Below are 16,847 nucleotides of genomic sequence, written 5' to 3'. Positions count from 1 at the left end.
GCGTTCGGCCGCGGTCCAAAACGGTTGCGTGCCATGCGGTGCTTGATTAGGCGCCGGGCGTGGGCCTTAGGGGATGACGCGCCAATGAAGGGTATTATTCTGGCCGGCGGCAGCGGCACCCGGCTCTACCCGGCGACGCTTGCGATTTCGAAGCAGCTCCTGCCCGTGTTCGACAAGCCGATGATCTACTATCCCTTGTCGGTGCTTATGCTTGCCGGCATTCGCGATATCCTGATCATCTCCACGCCGCGTGACCTTCCGCTGTTCGAGACGCTGCTCGGGGACGGCTCGGCGTTCGGGATCAATCTCCATTATGCCGTGCAGCCCGAGCCCAATGGCCTGGCCGAGGCATTTGTGATCGGTGCCGATTTCATCGACGGCAAGCCGAGCGCGCTCATCCTGGGCGACAACATCTATCATGGCGACAAGATGGGCGAGAAATGCCGGGTCGCGGCGGAAGAGGCGGCGCGTGGCGGTGCGAACGTCTTCGCCTATCATGTCGATGATCCCGAGCGCTACGGCGTGGTCGCGTTCGATCCGGACGGGCGGGCGACCAGCATCGAGGAGAAGCCCGCCGCTCCCAAGTCGAACTGGGCGGTGACCGGCCTCTATTTCTACGACCAGGACGTGGTGGAGATCGCGCGGTCGCTGCGCCCGTCGGCGCGCGGCGAGCTGGAGATCACGGACGTCAACCGCACCTATATGGAGCGCGGCGACCTTCACATCACCCGGCTGGGCCGCGGCTATGCCTGGCTCGATACCGGCACGCACGACAGCCTGCAGGAAGCCAGCGCGTTCGTGCGCACGATCGAGCATCGCACCGGCATCAAGATCGCATGCCCCGAGGAGATCGCGCTCGAACTGGGCTGGGTGAGCGGGGAGCAGGTGCTCGCGCGGGCCGCGATGCTCGGCAAGACCGGCTATGCCGATTATCTCAAGCGACGGGTGGCGAGTACGATATGACGGTTTTCAATCGGCTGGCCATTCCCGACGTCATCGAGATCCTTCCCCCGAAACACGGCGATCATCGCGGCTTCTTCTCGGAAGTCTACAAGCGCTCGGCGTTCGAGGCCGAGGGGATCGACATCAGCTGGGTCCAGGACAATCACAGCCTCTCGACCGACCTGGGGACGGTGCGGGGCCTGCACTTCCAGCTGCCGCCGGTTGCCCAGGACAAGCTTGTCCGGGTGCTGCGCGGGCGCATCTACGACGTCGCCGTCGATATCCGGAAGGGCTCGCCGACCTACGGCAAATGGGTCGGCTGCGAGCTTTCGGCGGAGAAGTGGAACCAGTTGCTGGTTCCCATCGGCTTCGCGCATTGCTTCATGACGCTCACCGAGGATGCCGAAGTGATGTACAAGGTGAGCGCGCCTTACTCGCGCGAGAATGAGGGGGCCATTCTCTGGAACGATCCGGCGCTCGGCATCGACTGGCCCGATCTCGGCGTGGCGCCGACGCTGTCGGACAAGGACCGCGTGGCATTGCCGCTGAGTGCCTTTGACTCTCCATTCGTCTATGAGGGAGCGCGCGCATGAAGACCATTCTCGTCACGGGGGGCGCAGGCTTCATCGGTTCGGCGGTGGTGCGCCACCTGGTCCGCAAGGGCCTTCGCGTCATCAACCTCGACAAGCTCACCTATGCGGGCAATCCGGCGTCGCTGAAGGCGATCGAGAACGCCGCGAACCATCGCTTCGTCCAGGGCGATATCGCCGACATTCCCCTGCTGCTCAGCCTGTTGCGCGAGGAGCAGGTCGACGGGATCATGCATCTTGCGGCGGAGAGCCATGTCGATCGCTCGATCGATGGCCCCGGGGCGTTCGTGGAGACCAATGTCGTCGGGACGTTCCGGCTGCTTTCCGCCGCGCTGGAATATTGGCGCGGGCTGGAAGGCGACGCCAGGGCGGCATTCCGCTTCCACCATGTTTCCACCGACGAGGTGTTCGGAGACCTGCCGTTCGACAGCGGCATCTTCACCGAGGAGACGTCCTACGCGCCTTCCTCGCCCTATTCGGCCTCCAAGGCGGCTTCGGACCATTTCGTCCGCGCCTGGCATGAGACCTATGGGCTGCCGGTGGTGCTGTCCAACTGCTCGAACAATTACGGGCCCTATCACTTCCCCGAGAAGCTGATCCCGCTGACCATTCTCAACGCGCTCGAGGGCAAGCCATTGCCCGTCTACGGCAAGGGCGAGAATGTGCGCGACTGGCTGTTCGTCGAGGATCATGCGCGGGCGCTCGAGCTTGTGCTCACCCAGGGGCGTGTCGGCGAGAGCTACAATATCGGCGGCAATCAGGAACGGACCAACCTCTCGGTGGTCGAGGCGATCTGCGACGCGCTGGATCGTCGCGTCCCGCTGGCCGAAGGCGGCGCGCGCCGGGGGCTCATCCGCTTCGTGACCGATCGCCCGGGCCATGACCGGCGATATGCGATCGACGCTTCGAAGATCGCCCGGGAGCTGGGCTGGACGCCGGAGGAGAGTTTCGAGACGGGTCTCGATCGTACGATCGACTGGTATCTCGAAAATCGCTGGTGGTGGGAGCCGATCCGGTCGGGAACCTATGCCGGCGAGCGGCTGGGAGGCGCATGAGGATCCTGGTTACCGGCAGGGACGGGCAGGTCGCGAGGAGCCTGGCCGAACGGGCACCGGCGCAGCACGACGTCATCTTCGTGCAGCGGCCTGAGCTCGATCTCGCCGATTTCGACACGATACACCGGGTGATCGAAGCCGAGCGGCCGGATCTGATCTTCAATGTTGCCGCCTATACCGCGGTGGACAAGGCCGAGTCCGAGCCGGCGCTTGCCATGGCGGTGAACGGAACCGCGCCCGGCGTGCTGGCCCGGGCTGCCGCGGAAATCGGCGCCGGGATCGTGCACCTGTCGACGGACTATGTCTTCGACGGCACGCTCGACCGCCCCTATCTGGAAACCGATCCGGTTTCGCCGATCAATGTCTATGGCGAGACCAAGCTGGCTGGTGAGCAGGCCGTTGCCGCATCGGGCGCCCGCTACGCGATCCTGCGCACCGCCTGGGTCTATAGTCCGTTCGGCCGGAACTTCGTGAAGACCATCCTGGCGCTCGCCGCGCAGCGCGACGAGCTCACGATCGTGAACGACCAGTGGGGATGCCCCACCTCGGCCTTCGACATTGCCGATGCGCTGTTCCGCATCGCGGACCGCTGGGCGGTGGACCCGCAGCACGGCGCCGATGCGATCTATCATCTTGCCGGCGGTGGCGAGACCAACTGGGCGGAGTTCGCGCGCGAGATCCTGGCGATGAGCATCGCGCATGGTGGCAAGGACGCCGAGGTGCGCGGCATCCCCGCCACCGACTATCCAACGCCGGCACGGCGGCCCTCCAATTCCCGGCTCGACAGTCGGCGCTTTGCCCAGCTGTTCGGCTATGTCGCGCCGGAATGGCGAGCCTCGCTCGCTCCGGTGGTGAGGCGCCTGCTGGCCTGAGTGTCCTGCCCTCGGGCTAGGCGCTGCGATAGGAGGCCGACATCTGCCAGACCTTCTGCGAGAGATCGTGCTGACCCATGCCGCCGATGCGGTTGCTTCCCGGCGCAAGGCTGGCGCGCGCGGCGAGCGGCGCGCCATCGGCATTCAGGCTCACCGTGGCCGCCGCCCCGGTGGCGCAGGCGAATGGCATGCCCTCGATGCGCGCAGTGGCCGAGCTCACCCCGCCCTCGGCTTCGAGCGTGACGAACACGCGGCGACCGATCCGCTCATAGGTTGCCGAACGAAGCTTCGGGGGCTTGGCCCAGCCGATGAACTTGGGTGTCCAATCGTCTTCGGCGTAGGTGAGCGTTCGGGAAGATACCCCATCGCAGCCGAGCAGCGCCCAGTTGTTGAGCACCGCGGCGGGCGTATAGCTGTCCAGCTTCTCGAATGGCGGATCCATGTAGATGCCGTTCACGACGCCCGAGGACCCGTGATCGAAGAAGATCGGGCGGGAGGGCTGGGCGCCGCCGAAGCGCAGCCCCGCGATCGTGACGGCGCGACCAATCACCTTGACTGCATACAGGCATTGGGTGGGGCGGATGCTGAGCAGGTTGAAGTTGCTTGCCGTCTGGACCTGATTCAGGGTCACGACGCTGTCGCTCGGCGGATGGTCGGCGGTCATCGTCTCGACCGCGAGGTTGATGATGGATCCTCCGGGTGAGGAGAAATAACAGCAGCCATCGCAGGTCAGGTTGATGAAATTCGAGAAGTTCGAATGGATGTAATAGGCATATGCCTTGTCGGTTACGCCGGTGACCTCGATATTCCAGAATGTATTGTAGGTGACGTCGATGAACGCGTCCTCGCAATATATGCCATATCTGGATACGCGGCCGGAGATGGTGATGTTCTGCCAGATCGATCGGTAGACCACGCCGCCAATGCGGATGCCGATGCGCGGGTTGATGATGAACAGATCTTCGAAGACGGATTGATTGACGCTCGAATTGACCTTCGTCGTAATGATCTCGATGCCGTCGCTGGCGGAGCCGGGGGTGCCGCAGATCAGTTTCAGGCCCTGGATCCGCAATCCGATGATGCTGGAATTGTCGCGGCAGGATATGCGGATCGCCGGGATCGGGCCGTCACTGTCCAGGTGCAGCAGCGTGTTGTCCGATCCGTCGCCTGAAATCGTGATGTTTTCCTTGATTTCTAGGGTCTTGGTCAGCCGGTAGCGTCCGGCGGGAGCGTGCAGGGCAAAGCCGTGCTCGGAAACGAAGTCGATGGCCTTCTGGAAGGCGCTGGTATCGTCCGAGGTGCCGTTGCCGGTGGCGCCGAAATCAAGCACCGAGACGAAGTTCTGGATCGGCCGGGGTTGCGATGCGTCCTGCGGTGCACCGATCACGTCCGGCCCGCCATTCCTGGCGAGCGCCCGGGCTGCCACGGGATGCGCGGCTGAGCCTGCGAGCGCGGCCAGCAGCATGCGCCGCGAGGCGTGAGGAGCATCGATCGGCATTCAGGCAGGCTTTCCTTGTGGCGTTCGTGCGTGGCCCTGCCACGATTCCGCGCCGACGTCTTCCCCGTCCGGGGTCGGGTCGGGGCGGGGCGGCGCCGGGGTGCGGTTGACGCTCGTAATGGCCGCATCTAACGCCGTGCCGCCATCCTTCTCGGCAGGCGATGCCGGCGTCAGAAAGAAAATGCGCGATGATGCAATATATTCGTCAGTTCCGGGCGAAGTTCTGGGTGATAGCGGCATTTCTGGTGCTTGTTTTCTTCATCGGCGGCGGCTCGCGGGACGATGTTGAATCCCTGTTGATCCTGCGGCCTGCTGCGGCGCTGATGTGTTGCTTCGCCCTGTTCTCCCTGCGCATGGAAGAAGTTCGGGCCAATCGGTTCGCGTTTGGCATCGCCGCGGCAGTTGCCGGGCTTTGCATCCTGCACCTCATCCCGTTGCCGCCCGCGCTCTGGCAGAACCTGCCGGGGCGGCAGCTCGCGGTTCAGGTCGATGCAGCTGCCGGCCTGCAGGGCGTGTGGCGGCCGCTGAGCCTGGCGCCGGACGATAGCTGGAACGCCCTGTACAGCCTGCTGGTGCCCTTCGCGATATTCCTGATGGGCGTGCAGCTTCGGCAGCGCGAGTTGCACGCGCTGCTGCCGCTGTTCGTGGCGCTGGGCCTGCTGAGCGGCGTGCTGGGTATCCTCCAGATACTCGGCCCCCCGCACGGGTCGCTGTATCTCTACCGCGTCACCAATGACGGCGCCGCGGTCGGCATGTTCGCCAATCGCAATCACCAGGCGTTGCTGCTTGCGCTGCTGTTTCCGATGCTTGCCACCTACGCGATGCTGCGCGGGGACAAGGGAGAGCGGAGCATCGGGCGTTCGCTGCTGGCCGCTGGAGCCGGGTTGGTCCTCGTGCCGCTGTTGCTGATCACCGGATCGCGCGCGGGCCTGCTGATCGGGATCTGCGGGCTGCTGAGCATCGCCATGATATATCGGCTGCCCAGCACGCGCCGCGGCGGGCGTTCCAAGGCGCTGTGGCGCGACTGGCGCTATTGGGCCGCGGCCGCCGTCGTATCGGCGATGGTCGCGATCGCGGCGCTGAGCTCGAAGGCCGAGGCGCTGAGCCGCCTGCTGGCGGCGGGGCAGGGCAATGATCGCCGTTTCCAGATGTGGGGGCCCATTGCCGAAATGGCATGGAAATACTTCCCGTTCGGGTCCGGCGTCGGCTCGTTCGTCGAGGTATATCAGGTCGATGAACCTAGAAACCTGCTGTCGCTGACCTACACCAACCACGCGCATAATGATTTCCTGGAGATCTGGCTGACTGCAGGCGTGCCGGGCGTAATTCTGCTCTTGCTGGCGGTGGTTTTGCTGGGGCGCAGGATATGGAGCCGCTTCCGTGCTCCGGTGCGCGCCGAGGGTGATCTATTTGGCCGCCTGGGCGCATTTCTCGTGGTTTTTGTTGCGCTTGCGAGTCTCGGGGACTATCCGCTTCGTGTCCCGTCGATTTCTTGCCTTTTCGTTGTTGCGGTTTTGTGGGTTTCCGGCGAGAGACGCGCTGTAAAGGACGGCAAGGGCCTCATCGACGATGAGGTAGGAGGGAAATAATCTTGCTGAGTTTTGGTGCTTTTCGCGGGGTCGCGCTGCTGGTCGCCGTTTCCGCGCTCTCGGCCTGTGCCGGTAGTCGTGCGCTTGGTGGTGATGCCGGTACGCAGGTGGTGGTCGGCAATGAGCTGCCGCCGCCTTCGCGCGTGGATATCGTCGGCGAAGACCGTCCCTATCTTGTCGGCCCGTTCGACAAGCTGGAGATCGACGTCTTCGGCGTCGAGGAACTGAGCAAGAAGGAAGTCCAGACCGATGCGAGCGGGCGAATTTCGTTCCCGCTGGCGGGGGTGGTGGAGGCTGCCGGCCGCACGCCGGCCGAAATCCAGGACATTCTCCGCGATCGCCTTCGCGTCGCGCATATCCGGGATCCGCAGGTCACGGTGAATCTCAAAGAGACTGTGAGCCAGGTCGTCACCGTGGACGGCCAGGTTCGCGAGCCGGGCCTGTATCCCGTGGTGGGCCGCATGACGCTGATGCGCGCGGTCGCGACTGCCAAGGGCGCCACCGAATATGCGAAGCTCGACTATGTTGTCGTGTTCCGGACGGTGCAGGGGCAGAAATATGCCGCGCTGTATAACCTGAAGGCCATTCGTCAGGGCGCCTATGCGGACCCTGAGGTCTACGCAAACGACGTCGTGGTCGTCGGGGAATCCTACGCGCGCCGCCTCTTCCGCGACTTCATCTCGATCATTCCGCTGGTGACGACTCCGCTGGTCGTGGCCCTTCAAAACTAATCAAACTGACACTCGGATATTTTCCCACATGTCGCAGACAGATACTGAAGGGCACGCGCAGGTTGCTGGGGGCCAGGGTGAGGTGAAGCGGGTATCCTCGCTCGCGCCGCCGCTGCTGCTTCAGTATTGGCAGATCATCAACCGCTGGAAGTGGGTGATCGCGTCGATCTTGGTCGTTTCGGTTGTCCTCGGCTTTGTCGCCACGATGATGATGACGCCGCAATACACCGCGCGTGCGCGCGTGGAGATCAGCCGCGATCAGAAGAATATCACGAAGGTCGAGGGTCTTGAGCCGGCCGATGCGGGCCGCGACCTGGAATTCTACCAGACCCAGTATGCGCTGCTCGAGGCGCGCACGCTGGGCGAGCGCGTCGTGCGCAGGCTGCGGCTGGCGAGCAACGATGCGTTCTTTGCCGCGCACGGGATCGATCCCGCCGCCTTTGCCGCCGGCAAGCCTGCCGGCGCGGCGTCGTCGATCGCCGATGAGCGCGAGAAGGCCGCGACCAACCTGGTGCTCGCGCATATCGGCATCGCGCCGGTTCGCGGCTCCGCGCTTGTCGACGTCAGCTACACCAGCGGGTCGCCTGCGCTTTCCGCGGAAATCGCCAATGCCTGGACGCAGCAGTTCATCGAAGCCAGCGCCGACCGTCGCTTCTCGTCGACTGCCGACGCGCGTTCCTTCCTCGAGCGCCAGCTGAACGATCTTCGCGGCAAGCTCGAAAAGTCCGAGCGGGACCTCGTTTCCTATGCGTCGGAGCGTGACATCGTGACGCTCCACCGGACGCAGGGCGCCGATGGCAAGACCCAGGCCGAGCGGACGCTGACGGCGGTCGATCTCGAAGCGCTGAACGATGCCCTGAGCAAGGCGATTGCCGATCGCATCGCGGCGGAGAGCCGGATGAAGAGCGGCGGCTCCGCGGACAGCAATCCGCTTGCGCTCGCCAACTCCGCCCTGTCGCAGCTGCGGCAGCGCCGCGCGGAAGTCGCGTCGGAATATGCCCGCATGCTGGTGCAGTTCGAGCCGCAATATCCGGCGGCGCGGGCGCTGCACGAGCAGCTCGGGGTTCTGGATGCGAGCATTGCCCGTGAGGAGCGTCGCGTAACCGGCCTCGACAGCAATGCGTTCCGCGAGGCAACGCGCCGCGAGGCGGAATTGCGCGAACAGGTCTCGGTGCTGAAGAAGCGGCTCGATGTCGAGCAGCGCGACAGCATCCAGTACAATATCTACCAGCGCGAGGCCGACACCAATCGCCAGCTCTATGATGCGCTGCTGCAGCGCTACAAGGAGATCGGCGTCGCCGGGGTGACCCCGAGCAACATCGCGATCGTCGATACCGCGAAGGTGCCGGCGAAGCCTTCCTCGCCCCGCCTGTTCCTCAATCTCGCTTTGGCGATGCTGGGCGGCCTTGCCTTTGCGGGCATTGCGACGATCGCACTCGATCAGATCGACGAGGGATTGCGCGAGCCGAGCCAGGTCAACCGGGTCCTGCAGGTTCCCTTGCTGGGCAGCGTGCCCGACGTGGAGGGAGAGGACGCGTCGAAGGCGCTGGCCGATGCGAAGTCCGAGCTTTCCGAAGCCTATCTCAGTATTCGCTCCAACCTGTCCTTCTCGACCGATCACGGTGTGCCGCGATCGCTCATGGTCACCAGTACCCGGCCTGCGGAAGGCAAGAGCACGACTGCGTTCGCGCTCGCTACCGTGCTGGGGCGCACCTCGAAGAAGGTCATCCTCGTCGATGCCGACATGCGCCGTCCGTCCGTCCACGGCCTGTTCGGGGTCAAGAACGAGCGCGGTTTGAGCAACTTCCTGGCCGGCGAGAATGATTGGCGTTCGTTCATCGTCGAGACGCCGCTGCGTGGCGTGTCGATCATGTCGTCGGGCCCGATCCCGCCGAGCGCCGCCGAGCTGCTGAGCAGCGACCGCATGGGCCTTCTGGTCCGCCAGCTGCTCGAAGAGTTCGACCATGTCGTCGTCGACTCCCCGCCGATCCTCGGTCTGGCCGACGCGCCGCTGCTGTCGCGCTCGGTTGAGGGCAGCGTGTTCGTGGTCGAGGCCGAGGGCGTGGCGGTGCGCGGCGTGAAGTCGTCGCTCAGCCGTCTCCAGGATGTCCACGCGCACATCTTCGGCGTGGTGCTGACCAAGCTCAAGCGCCGCCAGGCGGGCTATGGCTATGGATACGGCTATGGCTATGGCTACGGAAACGAAGAGGGCGGCGACGCGCGATGAGCCGTCGGGGATCCCTTCGTGATGCCTTTTCCGACAGGGCCAGAGTGGGCCGGGGCATTGCACTTGGGATCCTGGCAGCCGGAATCGGCTATGCGAGCTTCGCCGCCGCGATGGGCTCCGTCTATCGCGGGAACGATCCGGCCGCGGCATTGCGTTTCGCGCCGAATGACAGCGGCGCGCTCGCCGGCATGGCGCAGCGCGTACTGACGACGCCGGATCCCGCCTCGGCGGGGCGGGTGAGCGACCTGGCGCTCCGCTCGATCCGGGCGCAGGCGCTCAATCCCAGCGCGATCGCCGCGCTGGGTGTCGCCAAGGATCTCCGCGGGGACCAGGCCGGCGCCGCTCGCCTGATCAATCTCGCACAGCGCGTGGGCCAGCGTACGCGCCTCGCCCAGCTCTGGCTGATCGAATATCACGCCGCGCATAACCAGCTGCCCCAGGTCCTCGTGCAATATGATCTCGCGCTGCGTTCCAGCGAGGGTGCGCGCGACCTGCTGCTGCCTGCGCTTGGCAATGCCTTGTCGGATCCGGAAATCCGCAAGGCGATGAAGCCTTATGTGAAGGCTGGTGCTCCGTGGCTCGTGCCGTTCCTGATCACGCGCGTCGCGGCGCCGGACCAGGATCCCCGCGTGCTGTCGGCGATGATCCTCGAGGATGGGCCGCTTCCGCGCGATTCCGTCTACCGCATCATCGAGATCCAGCTGGTCGACAAATTGGCCGGTGCCGCGGCTTTCGACGAGCTTGAGCGCTTCTATCGCTCGTTGCCCTATGCCGATCTCACCGTTTTGCGCAGCGCCGCGATCGGCGAGCGCGACGCAAGCAGGAAGTTCGGCGCGCTGGGATGGCGTTTGGTCAGCGACCCCGATGCCGGAGCGGAATTCTCCAGTGCCGCCAATGGCCAGACCGGATTCAGTGCCTATGCCAATCCCGGCCATGGCGGCACGGCGGCGAGCAAGCTGCTGTTCCTCGCGCCGGGGCGGTATCGCTTCCAGGCCAAGTACGACAACATCGCCTTGCCCGCGCGGGCTCGGGCCAATTGGATTTTACGCTGCGGAATCGGCGAAGGCAGCCGGATCGTTTGGCAGGGCCGTCCGGTCGACGGAGCGCGATCCGAGGAGATTGACGATTCGATCCTGATCGACGAAGGGTGCCCGCACCAGTTTCTGGAGCTTGATGTGAGCGGGGGCGAAGACCGGCAAGGGGTGACTTTCGACGTAGTGAAGATCGATCTGACGCGCGTCGCTCCTCGTTAGGCTGCTCCTGATTTCCCGCGGCTTTTTCGGACGGCGGTTTCCCAAACGTTTCTAGCGGAGAGAGCCTTCGGGCTCGGTAAGATCTATGAGTTCTGGTCAAAAGGTTGCGCTGATCACCGGAATCACGGGGCAGGACGGGTCCTATCTTGCCGAGTTTCTGCTGCAGAAGGGCTATGTCGTCCACGGCATCAAGCGCCGGTCCAGCTCGTTCAACACCGGGCGCATCGACCATATCTTCCAGGACCCGCACGCCCAGGATGTGAACCTGCATCTCCACTATGGCGATCTGGCGGACTCCACGAACCTCATTCGGCTGATGCAGCAGATCCAGCCGGACGAGGTCTATAATCTCGGCGCGCAGAGCCATGTCGCGGTTTCGTTCGAGCTGCCCGAATATACCGCTGACGTCACCGGCGTGGGCGCCCTGCGCGTGCTCGAGGCGATCCGCCTGCTCGGGCTCCAGGAGCGCACGCGCTTCTACCAGGCATCGAGCAGCGAGCTTTACGGCCTGGTGCAGACGGTGCCGCAGACCGAGAAGACGCCCTTCTATCCGCGCAGCCCCTATGCGGTGGCGAAGCTCTACGCCTATTGGATCACGGTGAATTATCGTGAGGCCTATGGGATGTATGCCTGCAACGGTATCCTGTTCAATCACGAGAGCCCGCGCCGCGGCGAGACCTTCGTCACCCGCAAGATCACCCGCGGCCTGTGCAACATCGCGCAGGGGCTCGAGAATTGCCTGTATCTCGGCAATCTCGATGCGAAGCGCGACTGGGGGCATGCGCGCGACTATGTGCGGATGCAGTGGCTCATGCTGCAGCAGGAAACCCCCAAGGACTATGTGATCGCGACCGGCGTGCAGTTCAGCGTCCGCGAGTTCCTGACCTGGAGCGCCGAGGGCCTCGGGATCACGCTGCGCTTCGAGGGCGAGGGCGTCGAGGAGCGCGGCATCGTCGAGGCGGTCAGCGGCGACAATGCGCCGGCGGTGAAGCCGGGCGACGTGATCGTGCGCGTCGATCCGAAGTATTTCCGTCCGGCCGAAGTCGAGACCCTGCTCGGCGATCCGGCCCTGGCGAAGGATGACCTCGGCTGGTTGCCCGAGATTTCGACCCGCGATCTCTGCGCGGAAATGGTCGAGGCGGATCTCAAGGCGGCGCGCCGCGCTGCCCTCATCGCCCATTCCGGGTATTGAAGGCATGGCCGCATCGGGACTGCTGGAGCCCATCCTTGTAACCGGTGGCACGGGGATGGTCGGGCAGAATCTGCGCGAGCATCCGGCCCTCAGCGGTGCGCGGTTGCTCATGCCGGGGCGCGCCGAGCTGGACCTGCGCGACGCAGCCGCGGTGCGCGCCTATATGCAGCTGCATCGGCCGGCCACGGTGATCCATGCTGCCGGCAAGGTGGGCGGCATCCAGGCGAACATGCGCGATCCCGCCGGCTTCCTGATCGAGAATCTCGATCTCGGGCGCAACGTGATCACGGCGGCGGTGGAGGCGGGAGCCTCGGTCGTGCTGAACCTCGCCAGCTCCTGCATCTACCCGCGCGACCGCACGACGCTGCTGCGCGAGGAGGACCTTCTGACCGGTCCGCTGGAGCCGACGAACGAAGGCTATGCGCTGGCCAAGATCGCGGTGCTCAAGCTTGCCGCCTATCTCGACGCGGCCAGCGAGGCGACGTCGCTGAAGTCGGTCATCCCGTGCAACCTCTTCGGAAGGCATGACAATTTCAAGCCGGCCAGCTCCCATCTGCTGCCGGCGATCATCCAGAAGGTGCATGGCGCGATCCAGACCGGCGCGGAATCGGTGGAGATCTGGGGGGACGGCACGGCGCGGCGGGAATTCCTGTTCGCGACCGACTTCGCGGATGCCGTGGTGCACTGCCTGCAGAATTTCGATGCGATGCCCGACCTGATGAACATCGGCCTGGGCTTCGACTACAGCATCAACGAATATTATCAGACCGTGGCGGATGTCCTCGGATATGCCGGCGGCTTCCACCACGACCTGGACCGTCCGGTCGGGATGGCGCGGAAAGTCGTCGACGTGTCGCGTCTCGACGCAATGGGGTGGAAGCCCCGCCATGACCTCAAGCAGGCAGTGGGTCTGACTTATGAGTTCTTTCTGAGGAGCGCAGTATGAGCTTTGTTTTCCCGCTGGCGAATTCCACCTGGGACGAAGCTGAATACCAGGCGTTGCAGGACGTGATCGCCTCCGGACACTTCACCATGGGTCCGAAGGTGCAGGCGTTCGAGCGCGCCTTTGCGGACTATCTCGGGGCGAACTACTCCGTGATGGTCAATTCGGGTTCCTCGGCCAACCTCCTGATGATCGCGGCGCTGTTCTACACGTCGGACGAGAAGCGCCGGCTCAAGCGTGGCGACGAGGTGATCGTTCCGGCGGTTTCGTGGAGCACGACCTACTATCCGCTGCACCAGTACGGCCTGAAGATGAAGTTCGTGGACATCGATCTCGAGACGCTGAATCTCGACCTCGATGCGGTTGAGGCAGCGATCGGTCCGTCGACGCGCGCGATCCTCGCGGTCAATCTGCTCGGCAATCCGAACGATTTTGCGCGCCTCCAGAAGATCTGTGACGCGCATGGCCTGATCCTGCTCGAAGACAATTGTGAATCCCTCGGCGCCGAAGTCGACGGCAAGCAGGCCGGCACCTTCGGCCTGATGGGGACCTATAGCTGCTTCTTCAGCCATCACATCTCGACGATGGAAGGCGGCATGGTCTCGACGGACGACGAGGAGCTGTACCATATCCTCCTCTCGCTTCGCGCGCATGGCTGGACGCGCAACCTGCCGCGCGTGAACCATATCTGCTCCGACAAGTCGGATGACTATTTCGAGGAAGCCTTCCGCTTCATCCTTCCGGGCTACAATCTCCGCCCATTGGAGATGTCTGGTGCCCTGGGCATCTGCCAGGTGGAGAAGCTGCCGGGGCTGATCGCCGCGCGGCGCGAGAATGGCGCACTTCTGCAGGCCGCCCTGTCGCAGCATCCGGACCTGATGATACAGCGGGAGATCGGCAAGAGCAGCTGGTTCGGCTTCAGCCTCGTCGTGCGGCCGGGCCGGAATCTCACGCGCAGCCGGTTGCTGGGGGCTTTGCATGCGAAGGGATTCGAATGCCGCCCGATCGTGGCCGGGAATTTCGCTGCCAAGGAGGTGGTGAAGTACATGGATCACGAAGTGCACGGCCGGCTGGCCGCCGCGGACCATGTGGATGCGCACGGCGTGTTCGTGGGCAACCACCATTATCCGATACCCGATGCCATTGAGGCGCTCGCCTCGCTCGAGATCTGATGCCGGTTGTCGTTCGAACCCATGGTGGCCTGGGCAATCAACTGTTCCAGCTGCTCTTCGCCCGCCTGTTCGCGGCGGAGCGGGGCGAGCGGCTGTACCAGATCCACGACCTGAACTACCCGCACCGCTTCACGCAGAGCGACGAACTCCCGTGCGAGGCGCCCGCCGGCTGGGTGCGCGCGCTCTCGGCGGCCCGGCTGCCCAAGATCGCCGCACGGCTCGGCGCGCAGCAGGAATGGATCGCGCTTCCGGGCATCACGCTGCTCGACGGCTATTTCCAGTCGAGCCGGGACTATGCCCGCTTCTCGCCGCAGGCGGTCGCGAACGCCCTGGACGACCTGCGCCGGGACCTCGCCATTCCGGGCGAAAAGCTCTATCCGTTCGGCGTGCATCTGCGCCTTGGCGACTTTTTCGCCGATCGCACCGCTGCCATCGCGCATGTCCAGGCGCGCATGGCAGCGATCCCGAGAGGAGCCGCCCTGCTTACCAACGATGAAGCGCTGCTCTCGTCGCCCGAACTCGCGCCGCTGCTGGCCGAGCGCGAGGCCCATGTCGTGACGACGGCAGGCATGAAGAGCGAGGACGTGCTGCGGACCTTCTGCCGCTTCGGCGCGATCGACGGGAACAACAGCACCTTGCTGTTCTGGGCTTCGGTGCTCGGCGACACCGACGCCAGGTTCGATGACCCGAGGCTTGCCGAGACCCAGGCATTGCTGCGCGGTACCTTGGCCAGGGAGAAGGCCTGACATGCGCGCGCGTGTGAACCTGCTCACCCGGCATGCCTATCCGCTGTACACCCAGCATATCGGCGCGCAATTTTCCGAGAAGGTCGAGCTCGTCGAGAATGGAGACGGCGGCGACTGGGACCTCGCGATCGTATTCGAAGGCATGTCGATCCCGGCAGCGCTGACGGTGCGCGAAGGCGGGCTCGTCTTCGTTTCGGGCGAGCCTCCGGAGATCGGCATCTATCCGCCGGGTTTCCTCGCGCAGTTCGATCGCGTCTATTCGGCCAAGCCGGGGCGCCACCCCGATGCGGTGCGCATCCAGCACTTCAACAACTGGCATTTCGGCTACAACGGCAGCGAGCAGAGCTATCGCTACGACCACGCGGCGCTCCGGGCGCTGCCGATACCGGAGAAGACGCGCGACATCTCGGTCGTGACGTCGAACCTTTCCTACCTGCCCAACCATTTCAAGCGGTTGCACCTGATCGAGCGGTTCCGGCAGCGCTTCGGCGAGCGCATCGACTTTTTCGGCCGCCCGCACCGGTTCGTCGAGTACAAGGACGAAGCGCTGCTGCCCTATCGCTTCCACCTCTGCTTCGAGAACAGCGGCGTGCCGGGGCTCTGGACGGAGAAGATCGCCGATCCGATCCTGGGTTATGCGGTGCCCATCTATGCCGGCGCCCCCGATATCGAGAAATTCTTCCCGGGTGCGGTGATCCGGCTCGATCTGGACGATCCGGCCGCGGCGGAGGCCGTGGTGGCGAACGTGCTCGACCATGCCGAGGAAATCTACCAGACGCGCCTGCCGGCGCTGATCGAGGCACGCCGGCGCCTGATCGAGGAGCATGATCTCACGGCCTTGATCCTGGCGGAGCTGGGCCGCGTCCAGGATGCGCCGCCACGCGCGGTGCGGCTTGCGCCGCCCCAGGCCTTCGCCGATTTCAATTGGCGGGAACTGGGCTCGAGGATGCACCGACGCATGCGGACGCTCGCGACGCGGGCCGCATATCGCCTACGGGGCTGGTGACCATGCCGGAAGGACACAGCCCAGCACCGCAGCGCACGCCGGGGCTGTCGTTCGTGGTCCCGGTCTACCGCGTCGAGGAGTTCATCGCCGCATGCGTGGAAAGCATCATCCGTGAGCCGGAGTTCGCCGATCGGTGCGAGCTGATCCTGGTCGACGACGGGAGCCCCGATGACAGCATCCGCATCGCGCGGGCGATCTGTGGGACGCTGCCGAACGTCACGATCATAACCCAGGAGAACAAGGGGCTCAGCGAAGCGCGGAATACCGGCATACGCGCCGCCCGGGGTGACTATATCTGGTTCGTCGACAGCGATGACGAGGTGCTGCCCGGCGCGGCCGGCCAGATCCTCCATCGCGCAGCGGACGGCGTCGACATGCTGGCCCTGAATTTCGAGACGATCGGCGGCACGCTGGTGCGCGGCGTGTTCAGCGAGAATTGCGAGCAGGCGATCCCGGGCACCGATTTCCTGATGAGCGGCAATCCGCCGATGCCCGTGCAATTCTATGTCTTCCGGCGGGGATTGCTGGCCGAGCATGACCTCTGGTTCGAACCCGGCATCTATCACGAGGATGCACTGTTCACGCCCCAGGCGATGCTCTGCGCCGGGAAACTGCTGAGGATCGAGCGGCCGGCCTATCTCTATCGGATGCGCCCCGGCTCGATCATGGCGGCGAGCAATCCGGTGAAGCATGTCCGCGACATGATCCATATCGTGCTGAAGCTGCGCGGGGTGGCGATGCGGGCGGACGTCGGACGGGCGGGCCGCCAGGCCATCGAGCGACAGATCGGATTTGCGGTCAGCGGCGTGCGATATTATTGGCGCAGGACTAGTGGAGTGGAGCGGCGGGGCGTGAAGCGGGTTCCCGAATTCGTGCAAGCGGTGACCGCGAGTTCGAGCGGCTTCACCGCGAAGCACCTCGGCGTGGCCGTGCTGTTCCTTCCACTGATGAGCGTTCAATGGATTCTCGCCCGGCTGAAGCGGGCGGGCGGCAAGTTGGCGTGACCGCGGCAGCGCTGCCTGGGATTGAGA

General features: G+C 64.7%; 15 protein-coding genes. 14 read left to right on the top strand and 1 reads right to left on the bottom strand.

What is annotated here, in order from left to right; genetic code table 11:
- Positions 1-84: 84 nt before the first annotated feature.
- The 4 genes from rfbA to rfbD are packed head-to-tail and all read left to right on the top strand — an operon-like array spanning position 85 to position 3,459.
- Entirely contained in the window at positions 85-963 is an 879-nt protein-coding gene (gene rfbA, locus HNP52_RS14355) for a glucose-1-phosphate thymidylyltransferase RfbA (RefSeq protein WP_184168188.1), read from the top strand.
- Positions 960-1,535 (top strand): dTDP-4-dehydrorhamnose 3,5-epimerase, encoded by a 576-nt coding sequence (gene rfbC / locus HNP52_RS14350; RefSeq protein WP_184168187.1) that lies wholly within the window; start codon positions 960-962, stop codon positions 1,533-1,535. The genes rfbA and rfbC overlap by 4 nt, the downstream gene beginning before the upstream one ends.
- Entirely contained in the window at positions 1,532-2,587 is a 1,056-nt protein-coding gene (rfbB, locus tag HNP52_RS14345; protein ID WP_184168186.1) for a dTDP-glucose 4,6-dehydratase, read from the top strand. The genes rfbC and rfbB overlap by 4 nt, the downstream gene beginning before the upstream one ends.
- Positions 2,584-3,459 (top strand): dTDP-4-dehydrorhamnose reductase, encoded by an 876-nt coding sequence (rfbD, locus tag HNP52_RS14340; protein WP_184168185.1) that lies wholly within the window; start codon positions 2,584-2,586, stop codon positions 3,457-3,459. The genes rfbB and rfbD overlap by 4 nt, the downstream gene beginning before the upstream one ends.
- Positions 3,460-3,475: 16 nt before the next feature.
- Here the strand turns inward: rfbD and HNP52_RS14335 are convergent, their stop codons facing one another.
- The gene (locus HNP52_RS14335; protein WP_184168184.1) at positions 3,476-4,957 is read right to left on the bottom strand and encodes a glycosyl hydrolase family 28-related protein; all 1,482 of its coding nucleotides are present in this window, start codon (positions 4,955-4,957) and stop codon (positions 3,476-3,478) included.
- A gap of 188 nt (positions 4,958-5,145) precedes the next feature.
- On the opposite strand from HNP52_RS14335, the gene HNP52_RS14330 reads away from it, so the two are divergent.
- The 10 genes from HNP52_RS14330 to HNP52_RS14285 all read left to right on the top strand — a co-directional run bounded on the left by HNP52_RS14330 (position 5,146) and on the right by HNP52_RS14285 (position 16,820).
- Positions 5,146-6,546, top strand: coding sequence for an O-antigen ligase (locus HNP52_RS14330; protein ID WP_184168183.1), 1,401 nt, complete (start codon positions 5,146-5,148; stop codon positions 6,544-6,546).
- Positions 6,547-6,548: 2 nt separating this feature from the next.
- Positions 6,549-7,277 carry a polysaccharide biosynthesis/export family protein gene (locus tag HNP52_RS14325; protein WP_221416292.1) on the top strand — a complete coding sequence of 243 codons (729 nt, stop codon included), beginning with the start codon at positions 6,549-6,551 and terminating at the stop codon, positions 7,275-7,277.
- 82 nt (positions 7,278-7,359) lie between these two features.
- Entirely contained in the window at positions 7,360-9,504 is a 2,145-nt protein-coding gene (locus HNP52_RS14320; protein WP_311768472.1) for a polysaccharide biosynthesis tyrosine autokinase, read from the top strand.
- Positions 9,505-9,548: 44 nt separating this feature from the next.
- Positions 9,549-10,757: a hypothetical protein gene (locus HNP52_RS14315; RefSeq protein WP_184168180.1), complete on the top strand. Its 1,209-nt coding sequence runs from the start codon at positions 9,549-9,551 to the stop codon at positions 10,755-10,757.
- A gap of 85 nt (positions 10,758-10,842) precedes the next feature.
- Positions 10,843-11,949 (top strand): GDP-mannose 4,6-dehydratase, encoded by a 1,107-nt coding sequence (gene gmd / locus HNP52_RS14310; RefSeq protein ID WP_184168178.1) that lies wholly within the window; start codon positions 10,843-10,845, stop codon positions 11,947-11,949.
- A 4-nt stretch (positions 11,950-11,953) separates the two neighbouring features.
- Positions 11,954-12,895: a GDP-L-fucose synthase gene (locus tag HNP52_RS14305; RefSeq protein ID WP_184168176.1), complete on the top strand. Its 942-nt coding sequence runs from the start codon at positions 11,954-11,956 to the stop codon at positions 12,893-12,895.
- On the top strand, positions 12,892-14,064 hold the full coding sequence (locus HNP52_RS14300; protein ID WP_184168174.1) for a DegT/DnrJ/EryC1/StrS aminotransferase family protein: 1,173 nt from the start codon (positions 12,892-12,894) through the stop codon (positions 14,062-14,064). Before HNP52_RS14305 ends, HNP52_RS14300 begins: the two co-directional genes overlap by 4 nt.
- A complete protein-coding gene (locus HNP52_RS14295) occupies positions 14,064-14,810 on the top strand; it encodes a hypothetical protein (protein WP_184168172.1) in 747 nt (248 codons plus the stop codon). The genes HNP52_RS14300 and HNP52_RS14295 overlap by 1 nt, the downstream gene beginning before the upstream one ends.
- Before the next feature lies 1 nt (position 14,811).
- A complete protein-coding gene (locus HNP52_RS14290; protein ID WP_184168170.1) occupies positions 14,812-15,816 on the top strand; it encodes a glycosyltransferase family 10 domain-containing protein in 1,005 nt (334 codons plus the stop codon).
- A 2-nt stretch (positions 15,817-15,818) separates the two neighbouring features.
- Positions 15,819-16,820, top strand: coding sequence for a glycosyltransferase (locus HNP52_RS14285; RefSeq protein WP_260396156.1), 1,002 nt, complete (start codon positions 15,819-15,821; stop codon positions 16,818-16,820).
- Positions 16,821-16,847: the final 27 nt, after the last annotated feature.

Source organism: Sphingomonas kyeonggiensis (assembly GCF_014204495.1).
Lineage (GTDB): Bacteria > Pseudomonadota > Alphaproteobacteria > Sphingomonadales > Sphingomonadaceae > Sphingomonas > Sphingomonas kyeonggiensis_A.
Note: the sequence above shows the minus strand (reverse complement) of the source record. Positions and strands in the feature narration are given on the sequence as shown.